The sequence below is a fragment of the Reticulibacter mediterranei genome (assembly GCF_016587455.1).
This window is the reverse complement of the sequence record NZ_BNJK01000004.1, coordinates 140,282-163,214: the sequence shown is the minus strand read 5'-3', so window position 1 is coordinate 163,214 and position 22,933 is coordinate 140,282. Positions and strand designations below refer to the sequence as shown.

Sequence of the window (22,933 nt, the reverse complement as noted above, 5' to 3'; positions counted from 1 at the left end):
AGATCAAGATGTTACTCCTCCATCACAGTCGTAATCAGATCATCGCCAAGATCCCAGTTCAAGCTTGCAGGAACAGGAAGGTGATGCACACGATACCACGTATCCGTTGCCTCAGGATGTGGACCAACCACCCCAACAACTCCCTTCCCATAAGTGGCTACCAGTGCTGCAATCTCGTCGTTGGTGTACCGTGCCAGGATCGTCACCTTTGTTTTATGCATATGAATGATGAAGTACGCCCCATCCTGAAAGTAGAGGGTGCGCAATTGACCGCGCCAGTACACACGTACGGTCGTATCAACCAGCGTTCTCACACTTGCCCCCGGAGAACCAACGAACTCATTGCTATCGCCCGGCAACAAATGAAAACCAGGGGTGGCACCTGCTAAATACCCGCCCATACAGAACCCGAGGTAGTGTCCTCCAGACCGCACAAACTGCTCAATAAGAGGTACATCATCTTGCATGAACATATATGCCCTCTGCAAGCTTCCATTTCCACCCGGCTGTGCATAAACAGTCGCAGTCTTCAATGTCGCAGCCGAAAGATGGAGGCGCTCATTTGGACCAACATACCGCACTGTAAAATGCCACTTCGAGCGTTGGAGCAGCAGCGCCACAGCTTCAGAGCAACGTTGACACCCTGCTGGTCCACGATACACCAGCGCGATAGGATGGCGCATCTCCATTGGTGCCGCAACAGGCAGAGTGCGTGCCAACACGGGTTCAGCAGATTCCAGATTACCCATCAACAAAGGCAAACCAAGCAAGAACAGCAGAGAAAGATGAGAGAAAAAGTTCAAACGCATACGATCTCCTTTTGAAGTCAGAATGACCTCTAGTGAAGAAGCCGCAAAACGCAGCGATGCATACCATTCACCGCTACGATATTTCTTATCATCGGAGATTACACAGGTTTGATATACCTCGATCTCATGCCACGTTCTTCTTTGAACAATACGTTCTCTGTCTTCTGTGAAACAATCTCCCTCATCAGATCACACAGCTTTGCTCTTCGCGACAGTTCAAAGCTGGGGGTTTACGGCGCGAACAGACAAAGTAGGCAAAGCTTGTGCTAAGCCACGCATCAGCACGTTTGTCACCTGGTCCGCCAACTCTTCTGGTGGCAAGGTCTCCGTCTGCTCGTCCCATTGGTTGAAACATTGGAAACCGCTCCCAAAAATCGCCCAACTGGTGACCATAGCAACAGTTTCCAGGTCGGCCAACTGATCCCATCGAGAACCGGCCACCGATTTGAAGCCTTGCAAAAGCAGTTCAAAGAGGGCTTCTTGCAGAGTCGTCACCATCAGGGGGATCAGCGAGCGGTCGGCTGAACTGGTCAACTGGTGGAACTCCGCGAACCATTCGACGACATGCAGAATGAGCAAGCGGAAGGTATTCAGGCTCCAGGAATCTCCTGTGAGTACTCTAGAAGCTACACGCAGCTGAAATTGCTCACGCACCCAGCTTTCCAGGATCGCGAACTTGTCCTCAAAATGTGTATAAAATGTGCTACGATTAATTTTCGCCCGTTCTGCTATATCCTGTACCGTCATCGTTTGAAAACCTTTTTCCAGAAATAGTTCAGAAAAGGCTTGCAGCAAGAGTTGCCGCGTACGTAGCACACGTGGATCTTCTCTCTCGTTGATCTTGCTCTGTGTCATATGCTACCTTCTTAAACGTGTTCAAACGTATGTAACACATATCCGTTGCGGTGAAACCATCCGCACACCGCAAGGAAATCCGCTCCCTGTGTGGCCCACAGCCAGGCAAGAACCTCATCAGGATGTTGACGGCACTGTTTTCGTCTCGATCCATGACGAGTTCACATTCTTTGCAGTGATAGATTCGTTTCCACAGTGGCATAGGTTGTTTGTGCCCACAACCACTACAGATTTTCGACGTATCACGCTCATCTAAGATCACTAACTCTTTCCCATAGAGTATACGCTTATAGCGCACCATCTGAACAAAGGTGTAGAGCCCCCACTCGTTTCTCGTCATGGACAAATGATGCGTAGTAATGTCCCTGTCCATCCCTGGAGATCGCCACATCTTTGTAGCCGATCGGTGCTTCCTCGGTAAGCCTGGCAACCGCATCAGGCTAACGCTTCGAGCCATGCTTGCCGCCTCCGCCGGTTGGAAGCCTGATCGACAAGCCCTCTACCTGGATGTACATGGCAGGGTAAATCAGGGTGAAAAAGTTATGGCGCGTTCCATTCACAGGGAAGACCGCCGGGATCTCGCGCTCTCGATGGGGACAGACACAAGATGAGCCAGGAGTTCCTCCTGGCTCATCCGCTCGGCGTAGCTGCCTCGTCGCGCTCATCGACTTGGGCAGCCAGGAGGCCGGGAGGTCGTGGAGCGGCCCACAAACTGATCGGACCAGCTCAGCGCGTCCTGCACTTGCAAGCGATTGTTGGGATGCAGGCTGAGGTCGTGCCCAGACTGGGGGATGGAGACCACTTGCAGGCAGGCCGCCGACGAATAGAACGGCGCCTCTTCCTGCTGGATCGTACTGCTCTTGTGACAATTCAGGATGGCATCGCAAAGCAGGAAGTCTTTCTCACCAATCATCACCTGGACGGGCACCTTGATCAGCCGTGTGTCAGGCACGACCAGATGCAGGATGCTGTCAAACTCCAGCAGTGTGAGCGTCTCCTTCGTCTTCTCATCCAGCGCGATCACCTTAACATCAGCGGTGGCAGTATTGTAGAAGAATTGGGCGCGAAAGCCGTGCGCCACATTCCCAAGCAGGGGCGGTTTGATCGTCAGATACCCTACATCGGTGGCCCACGGCCGACCAGCAAAGCGCGAGTCCAGCCGGGCCGGAGAAATGGCGAGGGGAAGGCGGGCAAGAAATGCGGGCGTCAAGCGATGCAGCATGTCGGTGATGATGACGCCATCCACGTCGTGATAGTTCACCACCTCGACCCAGGTGATCAACGAGCCGAGGGAATGGCTTACCTCAATCACTTTGGCGAAGCGGGTTCCGGTAATGGACCCGTTCTTGAGCCCCTGCACCACCTGGTGGACGATCGTGGCGTTGGTCTTAACATCCACGAGCGCACTCAAGGGATGGTCACTGTTGCCGATGCCTATCCGATCCAGCACGAAGGTAGGATAGCCCGCGGCGGCCTCATCGCGCGCGTAGGAGTAGCTCACGCCGTCGATGGGAGTGGGGCTGAAGTCCCAGTAAACGTGGCTGTAGGTGGCACCTGAGACGAGCAGTTGCACCGTCGCCGTGCCATCTGGCCGTGCCAGCTCCGCAGGGGTCGCGCATAATTCCCCCCAGACATGATAATTGGCTTTTCCCAGGTTGGTGAGGGCGACGGCAATCCTGGGGAAGGCTTGACAACTGACGGTCTCGGCTCTGGCTGGCCTGCTCCCTACCACACTCTCGGCAACGAGCAGCATCGCGATAAAGATCGCCTGAAGAACGAGGCGTCTGATAGGTGGCTTGAATGAACCCATGAGCTTCACATATCTCCATTTGGATGCCCCTGGCCTTCAGGCAGGGGAGGAAAAATAGCTCCGGCGTCGAGCCGGAGGAACCCCTCGCAGGGGAGCGTTTTTGGGTGGGAACGCTCAGACCCACGCCTCTCGGCCTGCGCCTGGAGGGTAACGTTGGCCTCGACGAACTTATAGGCGGTTTGAGCATTCGTGGCACTGCGTCGAACCCCATCTCGCTGTTTAACCACGAACCGTAGAGGGCGGGGCTGGCCTCACACCCTGCCGTACCTAATCTCGCCCCTAAGGTGGCCCGATAGCCAGCTTGAGTCTATCCAAGCTGTCTGCCCTGGCCGGGTCTGGTCAAGTCCGGGGCTGGCAGAGACGGGCTGAAGTCACCCCTGATGCAAGCCCCCACTTTGAAAGCGGGAGTACTTGACCGAAATACTTCCCAAAGGCAAATTATTAATTTGCACATGATAATCTACAAAAGCGTTATTGTCAATTTGTATAGCCAAAAGGAGTGTTCTTGGATTGTTCGCAATTCTTGTGCAATAGCACGGATAGCAATCATGAAAGCAGACAGCCTCTCCTCACCAGAGAGACCCTGATGAACCAGGAGCCTACAGGAGGGAAACAGCACGATGATAGGATGAACCTCCCCTGTTTCACTCCATCACCATGCTGTTCTCCTGCGCACGCATCCCTACTGAGCGAGCGATTGGGAGCCGCTCTCTCTACCCAAGGGGGCATCCATAGGCTTGCCGTGCCTGCTTGTTCCTCTGGAACCGCCCATGTGCTCGCCGCTCACGCGATCCAGCTCCTAAAGGGAGGCTTTGGGTGGGATACGTATGACAGACCTGCTCAGGCGTGAGGCTGGCAGCCAGATGGCATCTTGCGCCCGATCAGTTGTGCATGCCCATCAGGGCAAATCAGGATCGCGACTCCCGTCTGCTCCAGCGATGCCAGCACGAACTCTATCGAGACATCAGGCACATACAATCGCCTTCGGCAGACGATACAGTTCATCTCCATATCAACAAGATAGCGGCTCTCTACTCTTGCTTGAGCGAGCGGATTGGCGTCTGGCATGGCTCCCTCCTTTCCTTGACTGGCATCCTGGGAGCAAAGAAGGATGCTGTTCCTGATATTTCCCAAAGCGATAGGCGTGCAAATGATAGCTTTGTAACCACAATTCCACATAGCCCACGCGCACTTGCCGGACGGCAGACCCGGCTGCCAGGTCAGAGAACCAGGCTATCGCCTGCCGGGTATCGCTCTCCTCTTCGCACTACATTCTTATGCACATGACGCACGAATTGCATCGTCGGGAAGTGTTCCTTGAGCTGAGCCTGTGCAAGCAGTTCAAATTTCACCCCAACCTCGATCATGCCATGACCTCCCTGTGCTCAAGCAGCCGCATGACCTCCGCTGAGGACTGGAAGGCTCGTCCTCCTTGCTTCTCGATCATCTGGAGCAGCCTCTCCAGACGGTCTGGATCTTCGTAGCGTGTCCAGGTAGGCGCATGGGCCGACCAGGAGACCGGCTTGGTCCGGCTGGGAACCTGCGCGAGTACATCAGGCGGGATGAAGCGTACGAAGCGCCCACGTTTATCGGCATAGAGCGGCCCCACAATAAATCCCTCGCATCCAGCAAGCAGGCCCTCGATCACGATGCGCTCATATTCCCGCTCCGCGATATGCGGCAGCACGGGTCGCATGGCGATGAACACCGGAATGCCAATCCGGGCAAGATTGGTCACGGTGCGTATCCGCTCCTGGGGAGAAGGTGTATGCGGCTCGACGACCGGGGCGGAGTCCCAGCAACTCAGAGAGAGCAGCGCGCTCAACGTCTTGCCCTCGGCTGCCATGCGGTGTCGCAGCGTGCTGAGCGCGTCTAAGATGGACCCTTCGAGCAGCGCTTTGGTGCTGAAGTTCACATGTTTGTGCATGCTCGCCAGTTGCTCAAGCATGGCAAGACCGCGAAGCGGGCGGGCGAATGGGTCGCCGTCATAGCCCAATTGAATCGTCTCGAACGAAGTTTCTCTGGCAAACACCTGCAAGCGGGAAAGGATGTCTTCGGCTTCCACGCGCGCCAGCCCTACGGCTCCGTCGCGCGTATAGCAGTAGCGACATCCAAACGGGCATGGTTCCCCCACCGGGACCAACACCCGATCCTGTTCCACTTTGAAGAAGATGTGCCTTTCCATAACCACCTCTCTTGCTGTCTGCTTCTCCGGTTGACCGATAAGCTACGATCCCTACTGGCTTTCCTGACAGACGATTAATCATCGTCTGAGAGAAGTATACCAGAGCGAATGAAGAAATCAAGACATGTGCAGTAATTTCAGAAAAGAGTAGCAATTGCTCATTGACTGGTTCTTTTTTAGAAGATGCTCCATCTTTCTCCTTTCTGAGCGGGGAGATGAGAAAAGCGAAAATCTGGACAGAAGGCAACCAAAAGTGTATACTTGGGTCGGAAGGGTACGCTTGCCCTAAAGTGGAGGATGGAGCGCAAGACTCGTTGCTGTCCTGCCTGTCTGCTGACAAGACAGCAACATGGCGGCTTCGAGCACGCTCATTTGAGAAGGAGATGAGCATATGGCAGACCTCTTTCAAGGAACAACTTCAGAAGCGCGGCTGCTTGCCGACGAACGCTTCCTGCGCAAGATCGCCTATCTCTACTATGAAGAGGGGCAATCCCAGGAGGCCATCGCCGCTAAAGAGTCGTACTCCAGACAGATGATTGGCAAAGCCTTGCAGAAGGCCAGAGAGCGGGGTATTGTGCGCATTGCGATTGTCCCCGATCTACGTGCCGGATATCTACGTAATCTCTCCCGCGAAGTGCGTCTCCAACTGGGGTTGGAAGATCTCGTCCTGGTTGCAGGCCAAAGCATGAATGAGCTTGCTCCCGAGGAAATGCTGGACGGCGTGGTGACCGAGATTGCGAGCATGGCTGCCGAGTATCTGGACCAATTGCTCGCCGAGTCCGATATTCTGGCCGTCTCCGGTGGTCGGGTCTTTCTGCGCAACCTGGTACGCTATCTCAAGCCAAGCCGACTCCTGGCGCATCTGCAAGTGGTGGCGACCATCGGGTTTGTGGAGGCCAGGACCACTTATGGGGACGCCAATCTGATTGCCCATGATCTGGCTGAGGCGTATGGGGCCAATCACCTGTGGTTTCCGGCTCCGGCCTTTCTAGTCGATGAGTCCCAGGTGCAGCGAACGCGCAGCCTCCCAATTATCAAAGAAGCCTATGAGATGATGCAACGAGCCAGCATTGTGCTAACCAGCGTGTTTCCGCCACATACCAATGAAGCGCTCGTCCATCGACAGATCATCACGCCCGAACAGCGCGAACTGATCGAAGCGTATCGGCCCGCCGCCGATATCAATCATTGGGTCTTCGATGAAGAGGGGCGCTGCATTAATGAACTCCTCACACCACCACCGTACTTTCTTTCAGGGATGGAGATCCCGCGGTTAAAAGACAAGATCGCGCGAGGTGAGACAAAAGTGCTGCTCATAGCAGGTGGTAGTCCAGCGTATGTTTCTGCGATTCGTGCAGTGTTGCATGCAGGGCTAGCAAATATCCTGGTCACGGATCATGTCACCGCCCAACTTTTACTCAGAGATGATGACTGATTTGGAGAGATACCGATGAAGGAGCTAAGGCAATGTCTACCCCTGCTGATCCCCGCCGCGAAGTGGGTGGCACCTATTTTGTCCAGAATCGCGACAACCTGGAAGAACTCAGTCGTTTGCACATTCAGGACCGGATGCTGACGGCAAGTATGGGCGGCGTCCTGCCTGAGCAGGGCGATCCCGCTCGCCTTCGGCGGGTGCTCGATGTCGGCTGTGGGACCGGAGGCTGGCTCGTCGAGGCGGCGAAGACCTATCTGGATATCGAGCGGTCGGTGGGCATCGATGTGAATCGCCAGATGATTGCCGCGGCGCACCAGGAAGCCCAGGCGCAGCAGGTCAGTGCCCGCGTGCAGTTTCGCCTGATGGATGCACTCCAGATGCTCAAATTTCCGAGCGATTCCTTTGATCTGGTCAATCAGCGCCTTGCGATGAGTTGGCTACGGACCTGGGAGTGGCCCAAAATGCTGCGAGAGGAGTGGCGCGTGACGCGCCCCGGTGGGGTGATCCGCCTCACAGAAGTAGCAATCGTCACAGAGAGTAGCAGCCCGGCCTACTTACGTTTGTGCACCCTCATCCTTCATGCGTTGTACCGCGCCGGACACTACTTTAACCCCACACCAGACGGATTGACGAGCCAGCTTGTCCCCCTGCTCCATCAGTTCGGTGTGGAGAATGTGCAGACGCGGCTTCATGCCGTCCGCTATCGTGCCGGGACGGCAGAGGGGCAACACTTCGCCGAGGATATGCGGCTCGTCTCTCGCACCCTCGCACCCTATGTGCGCAAGTGGGGTCAGATGCCTGACGACTACCAAGCACTCTGTAAGCAGATGCTACAGGAATTTGAGCAACCGGACTTTTTCGCCGTGCTCAATGTGCTCACCGCATGGGGCACCAAATCACAACCACCCACGAAAACAGCGTCAGGCCGTGAGCAGCCCTGATCCATGTGCGTCATAGTGAAGGATCTCCTTGTATGGAGCACGACTCCTACAAGGATAACGAATGAGAGCAAGAGGCACTCATCCATTGCTCTCCAGATCTATTGCTGACCTTATCACCAAACCTGTGTCTGAGCCAGGATATGCTTCACAGACACTGCCTGCAAGGGGGGTAAAATCACACCTGTTTTCAACAATCAGCTCCATCTGTGGTCTAACCAACAAATCTCCCACTTTGTCCATCATCTGAAGGGGATTATCCGGTAGCATTATATCCAACAGGGAACTGTTCCACAACTATGCTCAGCTTCCTGTAATAGCAGACCAAACAAGATTTATGCTTCTTCATCGGAAAAAGGGAAGATCGCACCTATAGGTTCAGAAAGAACTCAACCGGCAAGAGGCATTGTCTATCGAGTGTGTTTTCCACCCCTAGTTGTGACTTGGAGAAAAAGTAAATGTCTCAATTCAACCATCCCCCTCTGGTTCAACCAGCCCTGTCTCGGGAAATTGCTCCGGGGGTTCTGGTAATTCCTGACCAGCATATTGACCTGGTGCCCAATATTGGCATCGTGATCGGCACCGATGCCGTCCTTGTCGTTGATTGCGGCATGGGCAGAGAAAACGGCCAACAAGTACTTCACAAAGCAATGGAGGTAGCCGCAGGGAAGCGCCTGTTGCTTACCACGACCCACTTTCATCCCGAACACGCTTTCGGCGCACAGCCCTTCAAAGGTTACGCCACTATCCTGACTAATACCACACAAGCAGATGAAATGCAAGAAAAAGGTGCTTTCTTCCTGACCCTCTTCCGCGATATGGGTCCCGATGTCCATAAGGCACTCGAAGGGGTGGAATTAGTGATGCCAGACGAAACCTATCAGGGAGAAAAAACCATCGACCTGGGTGGCAAGCAGGTAGTGCTGCGCGAACTACCCGGTCATACTCGTGGCGACCAGATCGTCTTCCTGCCACACGAACAGGTTCTCTTCACGGGTGACCTCGTGGAGAACCGCCTGTTCCCGATTTTCCCCGATCAGGATGCAAGCGTCGGGCAATGGAGCGAAGCTCTTGCCCAGATGATCCGCCTTTCTCCTCAAATGGTGATTCCAGGACATGGAGAGCTGGGAACAGTCGAATTGTTGCAGGAGTTTCAAGACCACCTGCTCTTTGCTCGCCAGGAGGTGAGCCACCGCGTCAAGGAGGGACAGGCGCTTGAACGCATTGATCAGGAAGGTAGCCAGATCATCAAAGAGCGCTATCGAGAGTGGGGCAACGACCGCTGGATTCCCCTTGAAATCCACAGCATGTACTCAGAAATAACAGGCGAACCACTGATCTTGCCAGCTTTTTGACAGAGCAGGGACCAGTACTCCAACGCCGGATCAATTGGGCCTTCAAAAATCTGTGTGTTGTTTGACAGTGGCGTAAAAGGAGACAGAGACGCAGGATGAAGGAACCCTGCGTCTCCTTTCTCTTCCTATAAGATAGGAATAGCTGTACTACAGCTTATTGATAAACTCTCTCGCGAAGCGGCGCAGCGGCTCCAGATTTCTCACACTTGGGAAAGGGAAGTCGATAATAAGCTCATGAACACCATTCGCTTCCAGCGTCGCGATACGTTCACGGATCGTTGCGGGGCTGCCAACCAGAGATAGATCCGTGAGCGTATTTTTCCTTGTATCCGGCACCAGGGCCAATGCCTCCTCATCGGTATCAGCAATAGAACAGTACACACCCGTTGTGACGTGGATATCCGAGAAGTCGCGTCCAACGTTTTCGCAATGCTTTTTCAGTACCTCTAGCTTGTGTTGCAGGGTCTTCAGATCACCACCGACGTTACAGGCATCACCATATTGGGCAACCAGCTTCAAAGTGACTTTCTCACCGCCACCACCAATCAAAATCGGAATGTGTGGTTTCTGTACTCCCTTTGGCTGATTAATCGCGCCACGAACCTGATAGTATTTTCCTTCAAAGACTGCCTCTTCCTGGGACCACATGGCATGAATCACTTGTAGCGCCTCACGCAGCATACGCAGACGCTCAGGAGCATCAGGATACGGATAGCCATACGCTCTGTACTCATGTTCATACCAGCCTGCTCCGATGCCGAAATTTAAGCGCCCATGACTCAACACATCAAGTGTACTTGCCATCTTCGCCAACAGAGCCGGATTACGATAGCTATTACACAGCACGATCTGCCCGATGCGAATATTTTTTGTATCACGGGCCAGGGCAGCCAGCATCATCATGCACTCAAACGTGACTTCCTGTGTTGGGGTAGGAACCGTGTGAAAGTGATCAACAACCCACGCTGAATCGTACCCAAGCTCATCACCAGTGGTGACAATCTTCGTCATCGCCTCGTAAGCCTCAACGGGATCTTTAATATCCACGAGACTCATCTTCCAACCATTTGGGATATCAATACCAAACTTCATACAAAACCCCTCTCATTTGATCCATGCAAATATACAGCCGAACAAATGAAATAGCCAACTATCCTTTCTTTTGCCATCTCAAATGCCAACATAGTAAAGCTTGTAACAACCTATCAGCGTAATTGTATCTCATCCTGATAGGCATACTCAATGGTGCTTTAGCGCTCAAAAGAGGACAGATCCTCTTTCCAATTCAGAAAGGAAGATCTGTCTTCTATACTCTAGAGCGTTCTTATTCGTTGGGAAGCCTGGTCCAGGCAGAGATGACATCTGGTCCTCGCATGACAAGTCCCTGGTTGACAGCTTCCTGGCGCAACCGCTCTGCCAATGTATCGATCTCCACATCTTCCGCTGTCGCCAGACCAAATTTGAGTATCAGGGGCAGCAGAGAACGTGTGGTCTCGGCCCCCAGGCGGCATCCAATCGGATCTGTACCAGTTATAATCATTGCCTCCCCCAACATCTGAGGCGCGGGCAATCCAGCATCCAGGAAGACCTGGTAAAGTTCCAGACCCATACGAAGGGGTAGCCCTACCCGACGAAACGCCTCACCTATCCAGGTGAACATCTGTCCTGCGAGTGTGTTGGGAGGATGAACCGCCGTCGTCGTAAAATGTGCCATATCATATTCCTGGAAAGCGACGATTCCACCTGGACGCACCATCATGCTCAGCCGATGCAAGGTGCTCGCGGGAGAGGGTAGATGGATGAAAATGAGGCGGCCAACAATGGCATCAAACTCCCCCTCAAGCGGCAGATTTGCAATATCAGCATTCACAAAAGAGACGTTGGTGAAGCCAGCTTCCCGCACCCGCTTGCGTGCAGTCTCAATAATATCTGCATCGATTTCGACGCCGATCACCTCCCCCTGTGGACCAACTCGCTCAGCCAACAACAACGCCACATCCCCGGCACCACTGCCCAGTTCCAACACGCGCATCCCTGGACCAATGCCAGCTTGCTCAAAGAGCCGTTGGGTCACAGGCTTTAACATCTGAGCCTGAACTTGCAGACGCTGCGTTTCTGCTGGCGCACGCTGCAATGCGTAGGAATCGACAGAACTTGTTCGCTCTTGCATCCTCTCCGTACTCCTTCCTTTCTAGAGAGATAATCTCTCATGATCTGACAACAGAACATCTTCCTTACTGCATCGAGTATATGTCAGAAAAAGGACGCAAGCATGGGCAAAATTACGCATATGAAAGCAGGTCTTGATCAATGGGTAATCCTGCACACGTTTTTCTCTGTTTTCTTGTGTATGATTCTCTCATTAAAAACAGTCCCCTGTATCATGCCATAGCTATTCTTACATTCCGGGAAGGCATATGTACATACAAGGCTCGCTCTGATGCCGTCCCCTTCCGATCCTATCATGGCGTCCCCAATGAATTGAAAAAATCGATCCCTGAGTTCCAGGAGGAATGCGCTCATGACACATTCACATACAACACAGCTCGCTCCTATAGAAATTGCTTTTGAGGCATTCCAGCAGCAATTTCCCACCTTCGCAGCCACGCGCTCTCTTGATACCCTCCGCGCCACAGAATATGCTCGCCTGGACGCCCAACAGCAGGTTTACCTGGACTACACTGGTGGAGGACTCTATGCCGAATGCCAGTTGCGAGAACATCTGGAGCTGCTTTGCAACCATGTCTTCGGCAATCCCCATTCAACCAATCCAGCTTCACAGGCGATGACCACCCTGGTAGACCGTGCGCGTCAATATGTACTCACCTACTTTCACGCCTCGTCCGATGAATATGTCGTCATCTTCACAGCCAATGCCAGCGCTGCCCTCAAGCTGGTCGGAGAGTCCTATCCCTTCACCACCTCGGGACGTTATCTGCTCACTTTTGATAACCATAACTCGGTGAACGGCATCCGCGAATTCGCCCACGCCAAAGGGACGCCTATCATCTATGAGCCTCTCGTGCCTCCTGATCTGCGGGTGAACGAGACCCACCTGTATCAAATGCTGACACAAGCCCGGCCAGGACAGCCAAACCTGTTTGCCTATCCTGCCCAGTCCAATGTGACCGGCGTACAACATCCGCTCGACTGGATTGCTCAGGCACAGAGTCTCGGCTGGGATGTCCTTGTTGATTGCGCCGCGTTTGTCCCTACGAATCACCTGGATCTCTCTGTCTGGCACCCCGATTTCGTGCCTCTCTCTTTCTACAAGATGTTCGGATATCCGACAGGGATTGGCTGCTTACTGGCTCGCAAGTCCGCGCTGGCGAAACTACGTCGTCCCTGGTTTGCTGGCGGCACCATTACACTCTCATCAGTACTGGCTGCCGATGAGACAGGAGCGGGATTTTACCTGACTCCTGGAGAAGCTGGCTTTGAAGATGGCACAATCAATTACCTCATGCTGCCTGCCATAGAAATCGGACTACGCTATCTCGAAGCAATTGGCATGGAGATGATTCACGAGCGGGTCCGGTGTTTGACTGGCTGGCTCTTAGCACAACTACTTGCACTGCATCATAGCAACGGTCAACCGGTGGTGCGTATCTATGGCCCAACTACAACGGAGAGGCGCGGGGGAACCATCGCCTTCAATTTCTGTGATCCCTCTGGCACGGTCCTGGATTGCTATCAGGTTCAGGAAGATGCCAACCAGTGTGGACTCTCGCTACGAAGTGGCTGTTTTTGCAATCCAGGTGTACGTGAGATCGCCCTGGGCCTGCCACGCGAGGATCTGGCCTCAGCCTTTCGTCAGAAAGAACACATAACCTACGAGCAGTTTCTCCACGTCATTGACGGTCGCACACAAGGAGCGCTCCGTGTTTCGGTTGGACTGGCGACGAATTTCTCCGATGTCTACCACTTTCTGAGGTTTGCTCAGAGCATCATCGACCGCTTCACTTCCTCGCCTCCAACAGAGCAAACCAGGCTTTCACCGGAATCCTCCTCTCTGGTCTGTCTATGTGGGTATAACGATACAAGGCGGGACAAGCAATTTTGTCCTCGATGTGGACGACCAGCCCTGTGATGTGATTTCAGCGAAAGAGATATGTAAAGCCATCATTCTTCAGCGCACAATACCGTGCAGGCGTCATACCAAATGTAGCTTTAAACATCCGACTGAAATGTGCCTGGTCAGCAAAACCAGTTTCTATAGCAACCTCAACCAGCGATTGGCCCGCAGAGAGTCGTCGGCGGGCCAGGTCAAGACGCCTCATGAGCAAATAGCGGTAGGGGCTGGTCCCACATACGAGTCGAAACTGCCGGGCCAGATCGTAGCGACTGAGTCCAGTCACCACCTCCAACTCCGACGAGTGAACAACTCGCGTTTTCTGAGCGTCAAGATACTCGCACGCCCGTTTGAGCGCTGCCATATCGAGATGACGAGGAAGGGGAACATGCTTGCAACCAGGATCTGCTTCCATCAAGCCCTCCGCCAATTGCACAACGAGGCTATCAATCATGAGCGGTTCATGGATATCCTCAAAGGCACTGATGATTGCAGCAGACAATTTTTGATTCCTTACTACAGGCATACGTACAAATGGCAGGGAACAGGAATAGGGACAGATAGTCTGCATCGCTTCAAAAATCAGTGCCGGTTCCACATAGATCTGGCGATATCCAAAGCCCATTTCTGCACCTGCATACCCATCATGAACCTCATCGGGATGCAACACGACCACCTGGCCCGGAAGACTGATCTCGGTGTTGCCTCGGTAATCAACAGCAAGGACACCAGTGGTTGTCAGGCAGATCGCATACATGTCGTGTCGGTGCTTTTGATAAGCTTTCCCCTGAAACCATGCCTCGAAGAATTCCATCCCTTCAGATGTCTGAGTACTTTGCATCCAATCCTGTTTGCACGATCGTTCAAGACACGTGCCATTGTCTTTGCTATCCTTCTCAATCATAGCCACTGACCTCAAGAGTTTCAGAATGAGGAGGGATCTCAACCATGTTTGTTTCCAATCTCCTACTCTTTGCAAGCCTGATCGTTGTTCTTGCCTTTACGCCCGGTCCTGATGTGATCTATATCATAACACGTGGGATGGCACAAGGGAAAAAAGCGGCCCTGCTCTCGACGGTGGGCATCTGTCTTGGTTATCTCGTCTATACGATGCTTGCGGCACTTGGATTGTCTGCCTTACTGCAATCATCGCCTCTTGCCTTTACCATCGTCCGCTACATAGGAGCAATCTATCTTGTATATCTGGGGATTCGCATGTTCCTCTCAAAAGCAGGTGGTTCTCTGACTCCAGGTGCGATCACTACAGCTTCTGCTGGACGCATTCTGCAACAAGGCATTCTCACGAGCATGCTCAACCCAAAAGGCATCCTGGTCTTTGCCGCCTTGCTCCCACAGTTCGTCAATCCTCATCTTGCCAGTATTCCTTTGCAAATGATCGCCTTTGGCCTCACCTTCACTATGATCTGTCTGTGCATTTATGGAGGATACGCCTATCTCTCGGGAAGCTTGCGAGAGAAACTTGCAACACAACCTCGCATCGCCTCAATCCTCAAATACCTCACGGGAAGTGTTCTCATCGGCCTAGGAGTTCGTTTACTCTTCTTGGAGCGAAGCTAGAGAGCCGCATGCTCTCTGTGTGATCGAAAATGGGAAACATGGGGTTGAAAGACTGTGGAGGAGGGATGCTTCTCCACAGTCTTTCAATGTTAGCAGTCAAAGAGAAAAAGATAAGTGTATGTTTGCCTCAGATGGCTTGCACCCTTAATTCGTGTACAACGATACGCTAATGCAGGTGTATCGTCACCTCCACGCTCATGCCAGGTGCCAGTGATCCATCATAAGGTGCATCAAGTTTGACATAGACAGGGATACGCTGGCTAACTTTGGTATAGTTACCGCTGGAGTTGTCCGTCGATGGCAAGAGCGAGAACTGACCGGCCGTAGCTCCAACAATTTGTGAGACATGGCCAGTAATATTGCTATTGTATGCATCAACGTGGATATCCACTTGCTGTCCCACCATAATGTTTTTGATCGCACTCTCCTCTACATTGGCCGTGACCTTGATGCTACTCGGATCGACCTCTTGCGCAATCGTTGTGGCCGTACTCACCAGCTGACCAACAACGGCAGGAACCTGCACAATCAACCCGGTTCTGGGTGCGAAGATATGCTGTACGGGCAACAGGCCGGTGGGCTTTACGGTGCCAATATCTTGATTGGCCTTCACATAGCTACCCACCTCAACATTCAGAACAATAAGCGTACCGTTGGTAGGTGGAACAAGATTGACCATAGTGCCAGCAACCTGAGCATCGTCGGTTGAATAGAAATTGTAGCTATTGTAAAGAATATACCCCACGACACCAGCTATGAGGATGACCGCTAGCATAATCGAGGGGATCAAGACTGAGGGACGCATAAAGCGGCGCATACGTTTATCCTTTCTTTGCTCTGGCATCAGAGCATTTCCGTTATTTAAGTGAGAAGAGTTGCTTTGCTGACGAGTGAGGGTAGTCGATGGAGATCTCCTCATGGGCACATCTGAAGAGTTGGCAAAGGCCGACCCGCTTTTTTGCTGAGTCGAAGCAACAGCTCCAACAGGTTCGGCAACCCGCTCTTCTTCCATGCTGGATATCTCCTCTGGCATGTGTTCCAATGCCATGGCTGACCGCCCCTCGCCTGCCGCTTTACGAGGTGCGCGGATAACAAACAGCACAACGAAACCAGCGAGAAAGATAGCCCCCAGTGTGAGTAAAAACGTATCGTTCATTGCCAGCAGGTAGGCTTGCAGCTTCAGGTGTTTGACCAGCTGCCCCATTGCTGCGAACAGGGCAACCTGCTGCCCCATCCCCTGACCCATCAGGACCGCCGCCGTCTGTTGCACTCCCTGTCCTGCCGCGCTATCTGGCGTCACCGCCTCCGCGAGGTGCTGATAGTGAAACGTGGTGCGATTGGTCACCAGCGTTGAAACCAGAGCAACAGCCAGCGCGCTGACCATCGAGCGGACGACCGAATTGAGCGAGGACGCCTGCGAGAGCTGAGCAGGTTTAATCTCGGATAGCGCCGCCGCGCTCGTCGGTTGAATGGCGAATCCCAGCGCCAGGCCGCGCAGGATCAGGAGCCATTGAAAATCTGCAAATGGTGTGTCCAGTGTCAGGCGCGATAACCCCCATAGTGCGCCACCTAAGAGGATCAGCCCCGGAATGACGACCTGCTTCATCCCAAGTTTATCCACCAGACGACCACCAAACACCGAGGAAACCATCGAACCAAGCGCTTGCGGCAACAATATGAGGCCCGCATCATACGCGCTCAGCCCGCGCAGATTTTGCAGATAGAGCGGTATCAGAAATTGACCGCCAAAGAGCGCAAAGACAAGCAACGCCATAGCGATGTTGCCGCCCGTGAAGGTTCTGGAACCAAAGATACGTATATCGAGCAACGGATCTTTGCCACTCTGAATCGTGGCTAGTTCAATGAAGACGAACGAAATCAATGAGATAACGCCGAGCGCCATGAAGCCTGAGACGGTGAGGGAACCCCAACCATCAGACCCGGCTTTGTCGAGGGCATAGAGCAAGGCACCCAGGCCAATTGTGCATGCTATGAAACCTGGAAGGTCAAAGAAAAGAGGACGATTCCTCGGCGTCCTGATATCGCGCAGGAACATCATCGCCAAGATGGTTCCAATAATACCAATTGGCACATTGATATAGAACAACATACGCCAATCGACGTATGTGACGATGTAGCCTCCCACAGTCGGACCAAGCGCCGGAGCTGCCATGAGTGGCAAGCCCAATGCTCCCATCGCGACGCCACGCTCTTCAGGCGGAAACTCGCTGAACAGCAGCGTAATCGAGAGAGGTAGCATGCTAGCGCCTGCAAGACCCTGCAAGATACGAAAGATGATCAACGCTTGCAGGCTCCATGCCAGCCCACAAAGCGCCGATCCAATAGTAAATAGAACCAAGATTATAATATAGAAGCGCTTATTGCCCAGAAGGGCAGCAAAAAATGGCATGAGCGGGATGCCAATGCCTTCGGCCAGTGTGTAACCAGTGGCGACCCAGTTCACATCAGCCAGCGGAGCGCCAAAAGTTGTCTGTAAATGCGGAATAGCAGTATTGACGATAGTAGTATCCAGCAACACCATAAACATGCCGAAGATAACAACTATCGTCACTAACCATTTATAAGACACATTTTGCATAGAAATGTCTCTACCTTTGTACCAGGCCCGCAATGTCCTGGAGGGAATATGCACATTCAATTATCTGTCAATACAACATCTATGCTTTCTTTACCATGTACCGACTTGTGTGACCATGTAATATAGGCTTTTCTTTGTTTTATGCTCATCCTATATACTGTCTTCACGACGGGCGGCTATGCCATATAGGAGCGCATCAACCACCTGCTCTGCCCAATGATCGCCAGCGGAAACGATCTGGCCACAGCACATCATGCGATAGATGATATATGGGCTATAGCAAAGCCCTGCAAGCACGCTGGAATCGAGATCCTTGCGCAGCTCCCCACGCTGCTGAGCACGTTCGATCATTTGCACCAATTGCTGCAAACGCGGCTCCACAATGCGCGCATAAAACATTTGGAAGAGTTCAGGACGTGTTTTGATTTCCCCAAGCAGCTTGAAGGTCAAATCTCCCAGAATAGGCTTCTTCTCCTCTATAAGTTGAATAAAATCTTCAATCATAGCAATAAGGTCATGCCGCAGATCACCCGTATCGATGACAGGGTGTCTGGCGTAGACATGTTGTAATGCATCAAGGGCAAGGCTCTCTTTCGAGTCCCACCAGCGATAAATAGTCGCTTTGCCCACGCCAGCACGAGTAGCAACCTCTTCGATACTCATCGCCTCATAGCCCTGCGTAGCAAGCAATAAGAGTGTAGTATCAAGAATAGCCTGCTGTGCTTCCAGGCTCCGAGGCCGTCCAACCCTACGCCCTTCTTGCTCTTTCAGGTGCATCTGCGCTTCCCCTTTTCTTTCCGAAACAGTTTCGTTTTGTTATTATCGATACTATAACATCTCCAGAAAAAAAATGCAATACGGATAGTCCAGTTTCTTTCCGAAACAGTTTCGTTTTATTATTATCGATACCATAACATGCTCAGAGGAAAAATGCAATACGGATAGGTCCAGAGATGGAGGAGCGGGAGCATATATTCATCACCTTGACAACCATTCTCCTCCCTGCTATACTTCCTTAGTGGAATTGGAATTCCGTTTCCATATGACTGGCAACTCTTTCCCCGATAGGAGAGGCGCTGGCAGCGTATTATAGAAAGAGAAATCAGATGAGTCACGAACAACTGGCCTCTACCGATAAAAAGAAACAAGAAGAGATCCCATCGTATCCCTTCCCATTTGCCGATCATAGTCTGGAATGTCCCGCGATGTATGACCAGCTGCGTGAGCAATGTCCAGTAGCACGAGTACATATGCCCTTTGGCGGAGATGCCTATCTGTTGACCAAACATACGGATGTAGTTAAGGCATGGGCCGATCCCAAATGTGGCGTTATTCAGACGTCTGATGGCGATGTCCCACGTCGCGAAGTGAGTAAACTCGGAGCTGGTGGAGAAGAAATGGTCTCCCTCATGAGCGTCTCCGATGCTCGCCACAATCAAACACGCCGCCTTGTGACCCAGGCATTCACGGTGAAAGCTGCCAACGACCTGGCTCCGCGTGTGGTGGAAGTCACCAACACCCTCATCGACGCGATGAAGCACAAAGGCCCACCTGCCGATCTGTTTGAAGATTATGCGATTCAGACACCCATGACCGTCATCTGTGAGATGCTCGGCGTGCCACGCGACGATGAACCTCTCTTCCGTGAGTGGGGCAAGGTCATTGTCTCAAACACCATGACAGCCGAGGAGAAGCAAGACCGCTGGAAGCAGCTCACAGCGTATCTGCTCCCCCTGGTTGAGCAAGAGCGCCAGCATCCCGGCAACACGGTGTTTGGCACGCTGGTCAAAGCGTATGAAAAGGGCGATGAAGTCATCACGCAACAGGAGATGCTCTCGTTTGCCGCAGCCCTGATTGGTGCGGGCTTTGAGACGGTAAGCACAACCTTTACCAACTCCGCCTTCATCCTGCTTCAGCGTCCCGATCTGATTGCACAACTGCGCGAACGCCTGGATGACCCGGAGCGTCTGGCTTCGGCGATTGAAGAGATCTTGCGGATCACCCCAATTGGGCTGGGACGACCGCGTATTGCACGGACAGACGTGACACTCGGTGAAACCACGCTTCATACTGGAGAAGTGATGATGCTCGATATACTCGCCGCGAACCGGGACGAAACCGTCTTCTCTCAAGCCCATGAGATCGATTTTGATCGAGAATACAATCCGATGGTCACTTTTGGCCGGGGCATTCACGCCTGTCTGGGTCAACAGATCGCCCGCATGGAGCTACGCGTTCTCTGGAGTACCCTGCTGCGACGCCTACCCACCATTCGCCTGTCAGTTACCCCAGAGGAGGTTCCCTGGCGTCCGAACGATTCAGCAACGTTTGGTCCTGCTCATCTGCCCGTAACCTGGGAATAATAACATTTCACCATCAATGAAACATCTAGCAAAGGACGGTCCCGCCTCCTTTGCTAGATGTTTCATGTAAAAATAATTATGAATCCATCCACTACCCACTACGTAGACACAACACCGCTTTACAAGAATGGTGCATGTTCTGCAAAACAATACGATCAATAATCGCTATGAGTCATCCCGGATTTTTTCGCGGCGACTTCTGCCCGCAATGCTCGCCGCTACGCGGCGAGCAGGTTGAGGAGGAGATGGTGGCTGGAGGCACAGCCTACCTCCAGCCACCATCTCCTCCTCAACCCCGACGAAGCGCCGAAGGCGCTGAGGCGTGCGAGAGCCACAGGGAAAAGCCTGAGATGACTCATATCCATCTAGAAAACAGACCTCCGGGCGAGACGGCAGGTGGTAATATGTGTACATATTTCCTTTTATCTACCATCTCTTGACCACGAGACAGCCATACATACGAAACAAGGAGAGCAAGCAAAATGCCCGAAGACATTCCCCTGTTCTATTTTGATGATTTAGAAATCGGCCAGGTATTCGAGTTGGGAAGCATCACGGTGAGCGAAGAAGAAATGCTGGCCTTCGCCCAGCACTACGATCCGCAACCCTTCCATATCTCAACAGAGCAAGCAAGACACCATTTGGAGGGCTGATTGCGAGCGGTTGGCAGACAGGATCGCTCTTTATGCGCTTATTTGCCGAGCGGTTTCTCAATCAAACAATCAGTCTGGCCTCACCCGGCGTGGATGAGCTACGCTGGCTCAAACCAGTTCGACCAGGGGATGTATTGAGAGGACGTTGTACGATAGCCTCCTGTACGCCTTCAAGAAGCCGCCCTGAAATGGGCGTCGTGCGCACCCACTGTGAGTTCATCAACCAGTATGATGAACCGGTGATGACGCTACAACCAGTCAATTTTATCGGTAGAAGACCACCCGAGCAATGATCCGCCCGCTCCTCTCGCGCTCTTTAAGAATTAAGAACGTATGCTCACTAAGCGCTGTTTTATGATGCTTGAGATGGGAAGCCATCTCTCTGGCATCCTCGACATGGATTGATAAATGTGTAATTATAAGAACAAAGAGAGGTTAAAATATGAATATCGATGCATTCAATGCGGAGCGTGCTGACGGCTTTTTGGGACTATCGTATATAGTGTAGATCGTTGAACATCCCCCAGGTAAGGAAGGTTTTCATATGGCTACTCCTGAACGCTCACAAGCAAACGCACGAACCATCAAAGCGCCTCGTGGCACAAAACTCTCAGCACAAAGCTGGCTCACTGAAGCCCCGATGCGCATGTTGATGAACAACCTCGACCCGGAGGTGGCCGAGAACCCAAACGAACTGATTGTCTATGGCGGCATCGGCAAGGCTGCGCGCAATTGGGAATGTTTCGACCGCATCGTCGAGACGCTGAAACGCCTGACACAAGACGAAACTCTGCTCGTGCAATCGGGCAAGCCGGTTGGCGTGTTCAAAACTCATGCCGACGCGCCGCGAGTCCTCATCGCTAATTCCAACCTGGTGCCGCATTGGGCGAACTGGGAACACTTCCGCGAACTCGACCGCAAGGGACTGATGATGTACGGTCAGATGACCGCTGGTTCGTGGATTTACATCGGTAGCCAGGGCATCGTGCAGGGGACGTATGAAACGTTCGTTGAAATGGGCCGCCAGCATTTCGGCGGCAACTTATCCGGCAAGTGGATACTGACGGCGGGCCTGGGCGGAATGGGCGGTGCCCAACCATTGGCTGCGACAATGGCTGGTGCCTCCATGCTTGCTGTTGAATGCGATGCCGCCCACATTCAGAAGCGTCTCGATACCGGCTACTGCGACGCCATAGCCAGTACGCTCGATGAAGCGCTCGACCAGATTCGCGAGGCATGCGAACTGAAACAGCCGCTCTCAATCGGTCTGCTGGGCAACGCCGCTGAGATCTATCCAGAGCTGGTGCGTCGGGGGATTCTCCCTGATATGGTCACAGATCAGACCTCAGCGCACGACATCCTGAACGGGTATATTCCAGCCGGGATGAGTCTTGCGGAAGCAGGTGAACTGCGCAAACGCGACCCCGAAAGCTATGTCGAGCGTGCGAAGGAATCGATTGCCAGGCAGGTCCGCGCCATGCTGGAGTTCTACAAGCAGGGGGTTCCAGTCGTCGATTACGGCAACAACATTCGGCAGGTGGCATACGATGCCGGTGTGAAAGATGCATTTGATTATCCCGGCTTTGTCCCCGCTTATATCCGCCCGCTCTTCTGTCGAGGCATCGGACCGTTCCGCTGGGTAGCGCTCTCCGGTGATCCACAGGATATTTATAAGACAGACGCGAAGATCAAGGAGCTTATTCCCGACAATCCGCATCTACACCGCTGGTTGGATATGGCGCAACAGAAAATCAAATTCCAGGGACTCCCCGCCCGTATCTGCTGGGTCGGTCTTGGCGACCGCGCAAGGCTGGGGTTAGCATTTAATGAAATGGTTGCTAAAGGCGAATTAAGCGCGCCGATAGTCATCGGTCGCGACCATCTCGATTCCGGCTCGGTGGCAAGCCCCAACCGCGAAACAGAAGCTATGCAAGATGGCTCCGATGCGGTATCAGACTGGCCGCTGCTCAATGCCTTGCTCAACTGTGCCAGCGGCGCAACCTGGGTCTCCATCCATCACGGCGGCGGAGTCGGCATGGGATTTTCGCAACATGCTGGTATGGTCATTGTTGCGGACGGCACGCAGGAAGCAGCAAAACGCCTGGAGCGCGTCCTCACCAACGATCCTGCCAGCGGCGTTATGCGTCATGCCGACGCAGGTTACGACATCGCCATCGAGTGTGCCAGAGAAAAGGGGCTACATTTGCCAATGATCTCATAATTGGGAATATGTGCCTCGCACATGCTGACATATTGTATCCAACAGGCGAGAAAGGAGCGA

20 protein-coding genes and 2 pseudogenes are annotated in these 22,933 nt (G+C 53.0%); 9 read left to right on the top strand and 13 right to left on the bottom strand.

Annotated elements, in window-relative coordinates; all coding sequences use genetic code 11:
• Positions 1-11: 11 nt before the first annotated feature.
• From K3T83_RS55280 to K3T83_RS55260, 4 genes and pseudogenes are all read right to left on the bottom strand, one after another.
• Positions 12-809, bottom strand: coding sequence for a BPL-N domain-containing protein (locus K3T83_RS55280; protein ID WP_220211670.1), 798 nt, complete (start codon positions 807-809; stop codon positions 12-14).
• Positions 810-1,025: 216 nt separating this feature from the next.
• The gene (locus K3T83_RS55275) at positions 1,026-1,664 is read right to left on the bottom strand and encodes a TetR/AcrR family transcriptional regulator (RefSeq protein ID WP_220211669.1); all 639 of its coding nucleotides are present in this window, start codon (positions 1,662-1,664) and stop codon (positions 1,026-1,028) included.
• Positions 1,585-2,230: pseudogene (locus K3T83_RS55270) on the bottom strand (zinc ribbon domain-containing protein); the annotation flags it as partial. The gene K3T83_RS55275 and the pseudogene K3T83_RS55270, both read right to left, overlap by 80 nt.
• A gap of 95 nt (positions 2,231-2,325) precedes the next feature.
• Positions 2,326-3,474 (bottom strand): alpha/beta fold hydrolase, encoded by a 1,149-nt coding sequence (locus K3T83_RS55260; RefSeq protein WP_220211666.1) that lies wholly within the window; start codon positions 3,472-3,474, stop codon positions 2,326-2,328.
• Between the two features lie 104 nt (positions 3,475-3,578).
• Between K3T83_RS55260 and K3T83_RS57570 the strand changes: the two genes are divergently transcribed.
• Positions 3,579-3,710: a hypothetical protein gene (locus K3T83_RS57570; protein WP_268963625.1), complete on the top strand. Its 132-nt coding sequence runs from the start codon at positions 3,579-3,581 to the stop codon at positions 3,708-3,710.
• A gap of 604 nt (positions 3,711-4,314) precedes the next feature.
• Here the strand turns inward: K3T83_RS57570 and K3T83_RS55255 are convergent.
• From K3T83_RS55255 to K3T83_RS55245, 3 genes are all read right to left on the bottom strand, one after another.
• Entirely contained in the window at positions 4,315-4,542 is a 228-nt protein-coding gene (locus tag K3T83_RS55255) for a hypothetical protein (protein ID WP_220211665.1), read from the bottom strand.
• Between the two features lie 152 nt (positions 4,543-4,694).
• A complete protein-coding gene (locus tag K3T83_RS55250) occupies positions 4,695-4,841 on the bottom strand; it encodes a hypothetical protein (protein ID WP_220211664.1) in 147 nt (48 codons plus the stop codon).
• The gene (locus tag K3T83_RS55245) at positions 4,838-5,659 is read right to left on the bottom strand and encodes a radical SAM protein (protein ID WP_220211663.1); all 822 of its coding nucleotides are present in this window, start codon (positions 5,657-5,659) and stop codon (positions 4,838-4,840) included. The genes K3T83_RS55250 and K3T83_RS55245 overlap by 4 nt, the downstream gene beginning before the upstream one ends.
• Positions 5,660-6,050: 391 nt before the next feature.
• On the opposite strand from K3T83_RS55245, the gene K3T83_RS55240 reads away from it, so the two are divergent.
• The 3 genes from K3T83_RS55240 (at position 6,051) to K3T83_RS55230 (ending at position 9,387) form a co-directional block, all read left to right on the top strand.
• The gene (locus K3T83_RS55240) at positions 6,051-7,094 is read left to right on the top strand and encodes a sugar-binding transcriptional regulator (RefSeq protein WP_220211662.1); all 1,044 of its coding nucleotides are present in this window, start codon (positions 6,051-6,053) and stop codon (positions 7,092-7,094) included.
• 32 nt (positions 7,095-7,126) lie between these two features.
• Positions 7,127-8,035, top strand: a complete 909-nt coding sequence (locus K3T83_RS55235) for a class I SAM-dependent methyltransferase (RefSeq protein ID WP_220211661.1) — start codon at positions 7,127-7,129, stop codon at positions 8,033-8,035.
• 455 nt (positions 8,036-8,490) lie between these two features.
• Positions 8,491-9,387 carry an MBL fold metallo-hydrolase gene (locus tag K3T83_RS55230; RefSeq protein ID WP_220211660.1) on the top strand — a complete coding sequence of 299 codons (897 nt, stop codon included), beginning with the start codon at positions 8,491-8,493 and terminating at the stop codon, positions 9,385-9,387.
• A 147-nt stretch (positions 9,388-9,534) separates the two neighbouring features.
• Here K3T83_RS55230 and K3T83_RS55225 read toward each other — a convergent pair whose 3' ends face one another.
• Together K3T83_RS55225 and K3T83_RS55220 are read right to left on the bottom strand one after the other, a co-directional pair.
• The gene (locus K3T83_RS55225; protein ID WP_220211659.1) at positions 9,535-10,479 is read right to left on the bottom strand and encodes an LLM class F420-dependent oxidoreductase; all 945 of its coding nucleotides are present in this window, start codon (positions 10,477-10,479) and stop codon (positions 9,535-9,537) included.
• Between the two features lie 232 nt (positions 10,480-10,711).
• Positions 10,712-11,557 carry a class I SAM-dependent methyltransferase gene (locus K3T83_RS55220; protein WP_220211658.1) on the bottom strand — a complete coding sequence of 282 codons (846 nt, stop codon included), beginning with the start codon at positions 11,555-11,557 and terminating at the stop codon, positions 10,712-10,714.
• A 351-nt stretch (positions 11,558-11,908) separates the two neighbouring features.
• Here K3T83_RS55220 and K3T83_RS55215 point away from each other — a divergent pair, with 351 nt between their 5' ends.
• Positions 11,909-13,477: an aminotransferase class V-fold PLP-dependent enzyme gene (locus tag K3T83_RS55215; RefSeq protein ID WP_220211657.1), complete on the top strand. Its 1,569-nt coding sequence runs from the start codon at positions 11,909-11,911 to the stop codon at positions 13,475-13,477.
• A 7-nt stretch (positions 13,478-13,484) separates the two neighbouring features.
• Here K3T83_RS55215 and K3T83_RS55210 read toward each other — a convergent pair whose 3' ends face one another.
• Positions 13,485-14,300 carry an AraC family transcriptional regulator gene (locus K3T83_RS55210; RefSeq protein ID WP_220211656.1) on the bottom strand — a complete coding sequence of 272 codons (816 nt, stop codon included), beginning with the start codon at positions 14,298-14,300 and terminating at the stop codon, positions 13,485-13,487.
• Positions 14,301-14,407: 107 nt separating this feature from the next.
• Between K3T83_RS55210 and K3T83_RS55205 the strand changes: the two genes are divergently transcribed.
• Positions 14,408-15,037, top strand: coding sequence for a LysE family translocator (locus tag K3T83_RS55205; RefSeq protein WP_220211655.1), 630 nt, complete (start codon positions 14,408-14,410; stop codon positions 15,035-15,037).
• Between the two features lie 166 nt (positions 15,038-15,203).
• Here the strand turns inward: K3T83_RS55205 and K3T83_RS56985 are convergent, their stop codons facing one another.
• Positions 15,204-17,636: a DHA2 family efflux MFS transporter permease subunit gene (locus K3T83_RS56985; protein ID WP_236065363.1), complete on the bottom strand. Its 2,433-nt coding sequence runs from the start codon at positions 17,634-17,636 to the stop codon at positions 15,204-15,206.
• Between the two features lie 150 nt (positions 17,637-17,786).
• Positions 17,787-18,413, bottom strand: a complete 627-nt coding sequence (locus K3T83_RS55190) for a TetR/AcrR family transcriptional regulator (RefSeq protein ID WP_220211654.1) — start codon at positions 18,411-18,413, stop codon at positions 17,787-17,789.
• A gap of 329 nt (positions 18,414-18,742) precedes the next feature.
• Between K3T83_RS55190 and K3T83_RS55185 the strand changes: the two genes are divergently transcribed.
• Positions 18,743-19,999 (top strand): cytochrome P450, encoded by a 1,257-nt coding sequence (locus K3T83_RS55185; RefSeq protein ID WP_220211653.1) that lies wholly within the window; start codon positions 18,743-18,745, stop codon positions 19,997-19,999.
• Between the two features lie 165 nt (positions 20,000-20,164).
• Here the strand turns inward: K3T83_RS55185 and K3T83_RS55180 are convergent, their stop codons facing one another.
• Positions 20,165-20,413: a hypothetical protein gene (locus tag K3T83_RS55180; protein WP_220211652.1), complete on the bottom strand. Its 249-nt coding sequence runs from the start codon at positions 20,411-20,413 to the stop codon at positions 20,165-20,167.
• A 68-nt stretch (positions 20,414-20,481) separates the two neighbouring features.
• On the opposite strand from K3T83_RS55180, the pseudogene K3T83_RS58520 reads away from it, so the two are divergent.
• Both K3T83_RS58520 and hutU read left to right on the top strand, forming a co-directional pair.
• Positions 20,482-20,945: pseudogene (locus K3T83_RS58520) on the top strand (MaoC family dehydratase).
• A 251-nt stretch (positions 20,946-21,196) separates the two neighbouring features.
• Positions 21,197-22,873 (top strand): urocanate hydratase, encoded by a 1,677-nt coding sequence (gene hutU, locus K3T83_RS55170; protein WP_220211651.1) that lies wholly within the window; start codon positions 21,197-21,199, stop codon positions 22,871-22,873.
• The last annotated feature ends 60 nt before the right edge of the window (positions 22,874-22,933 follow it).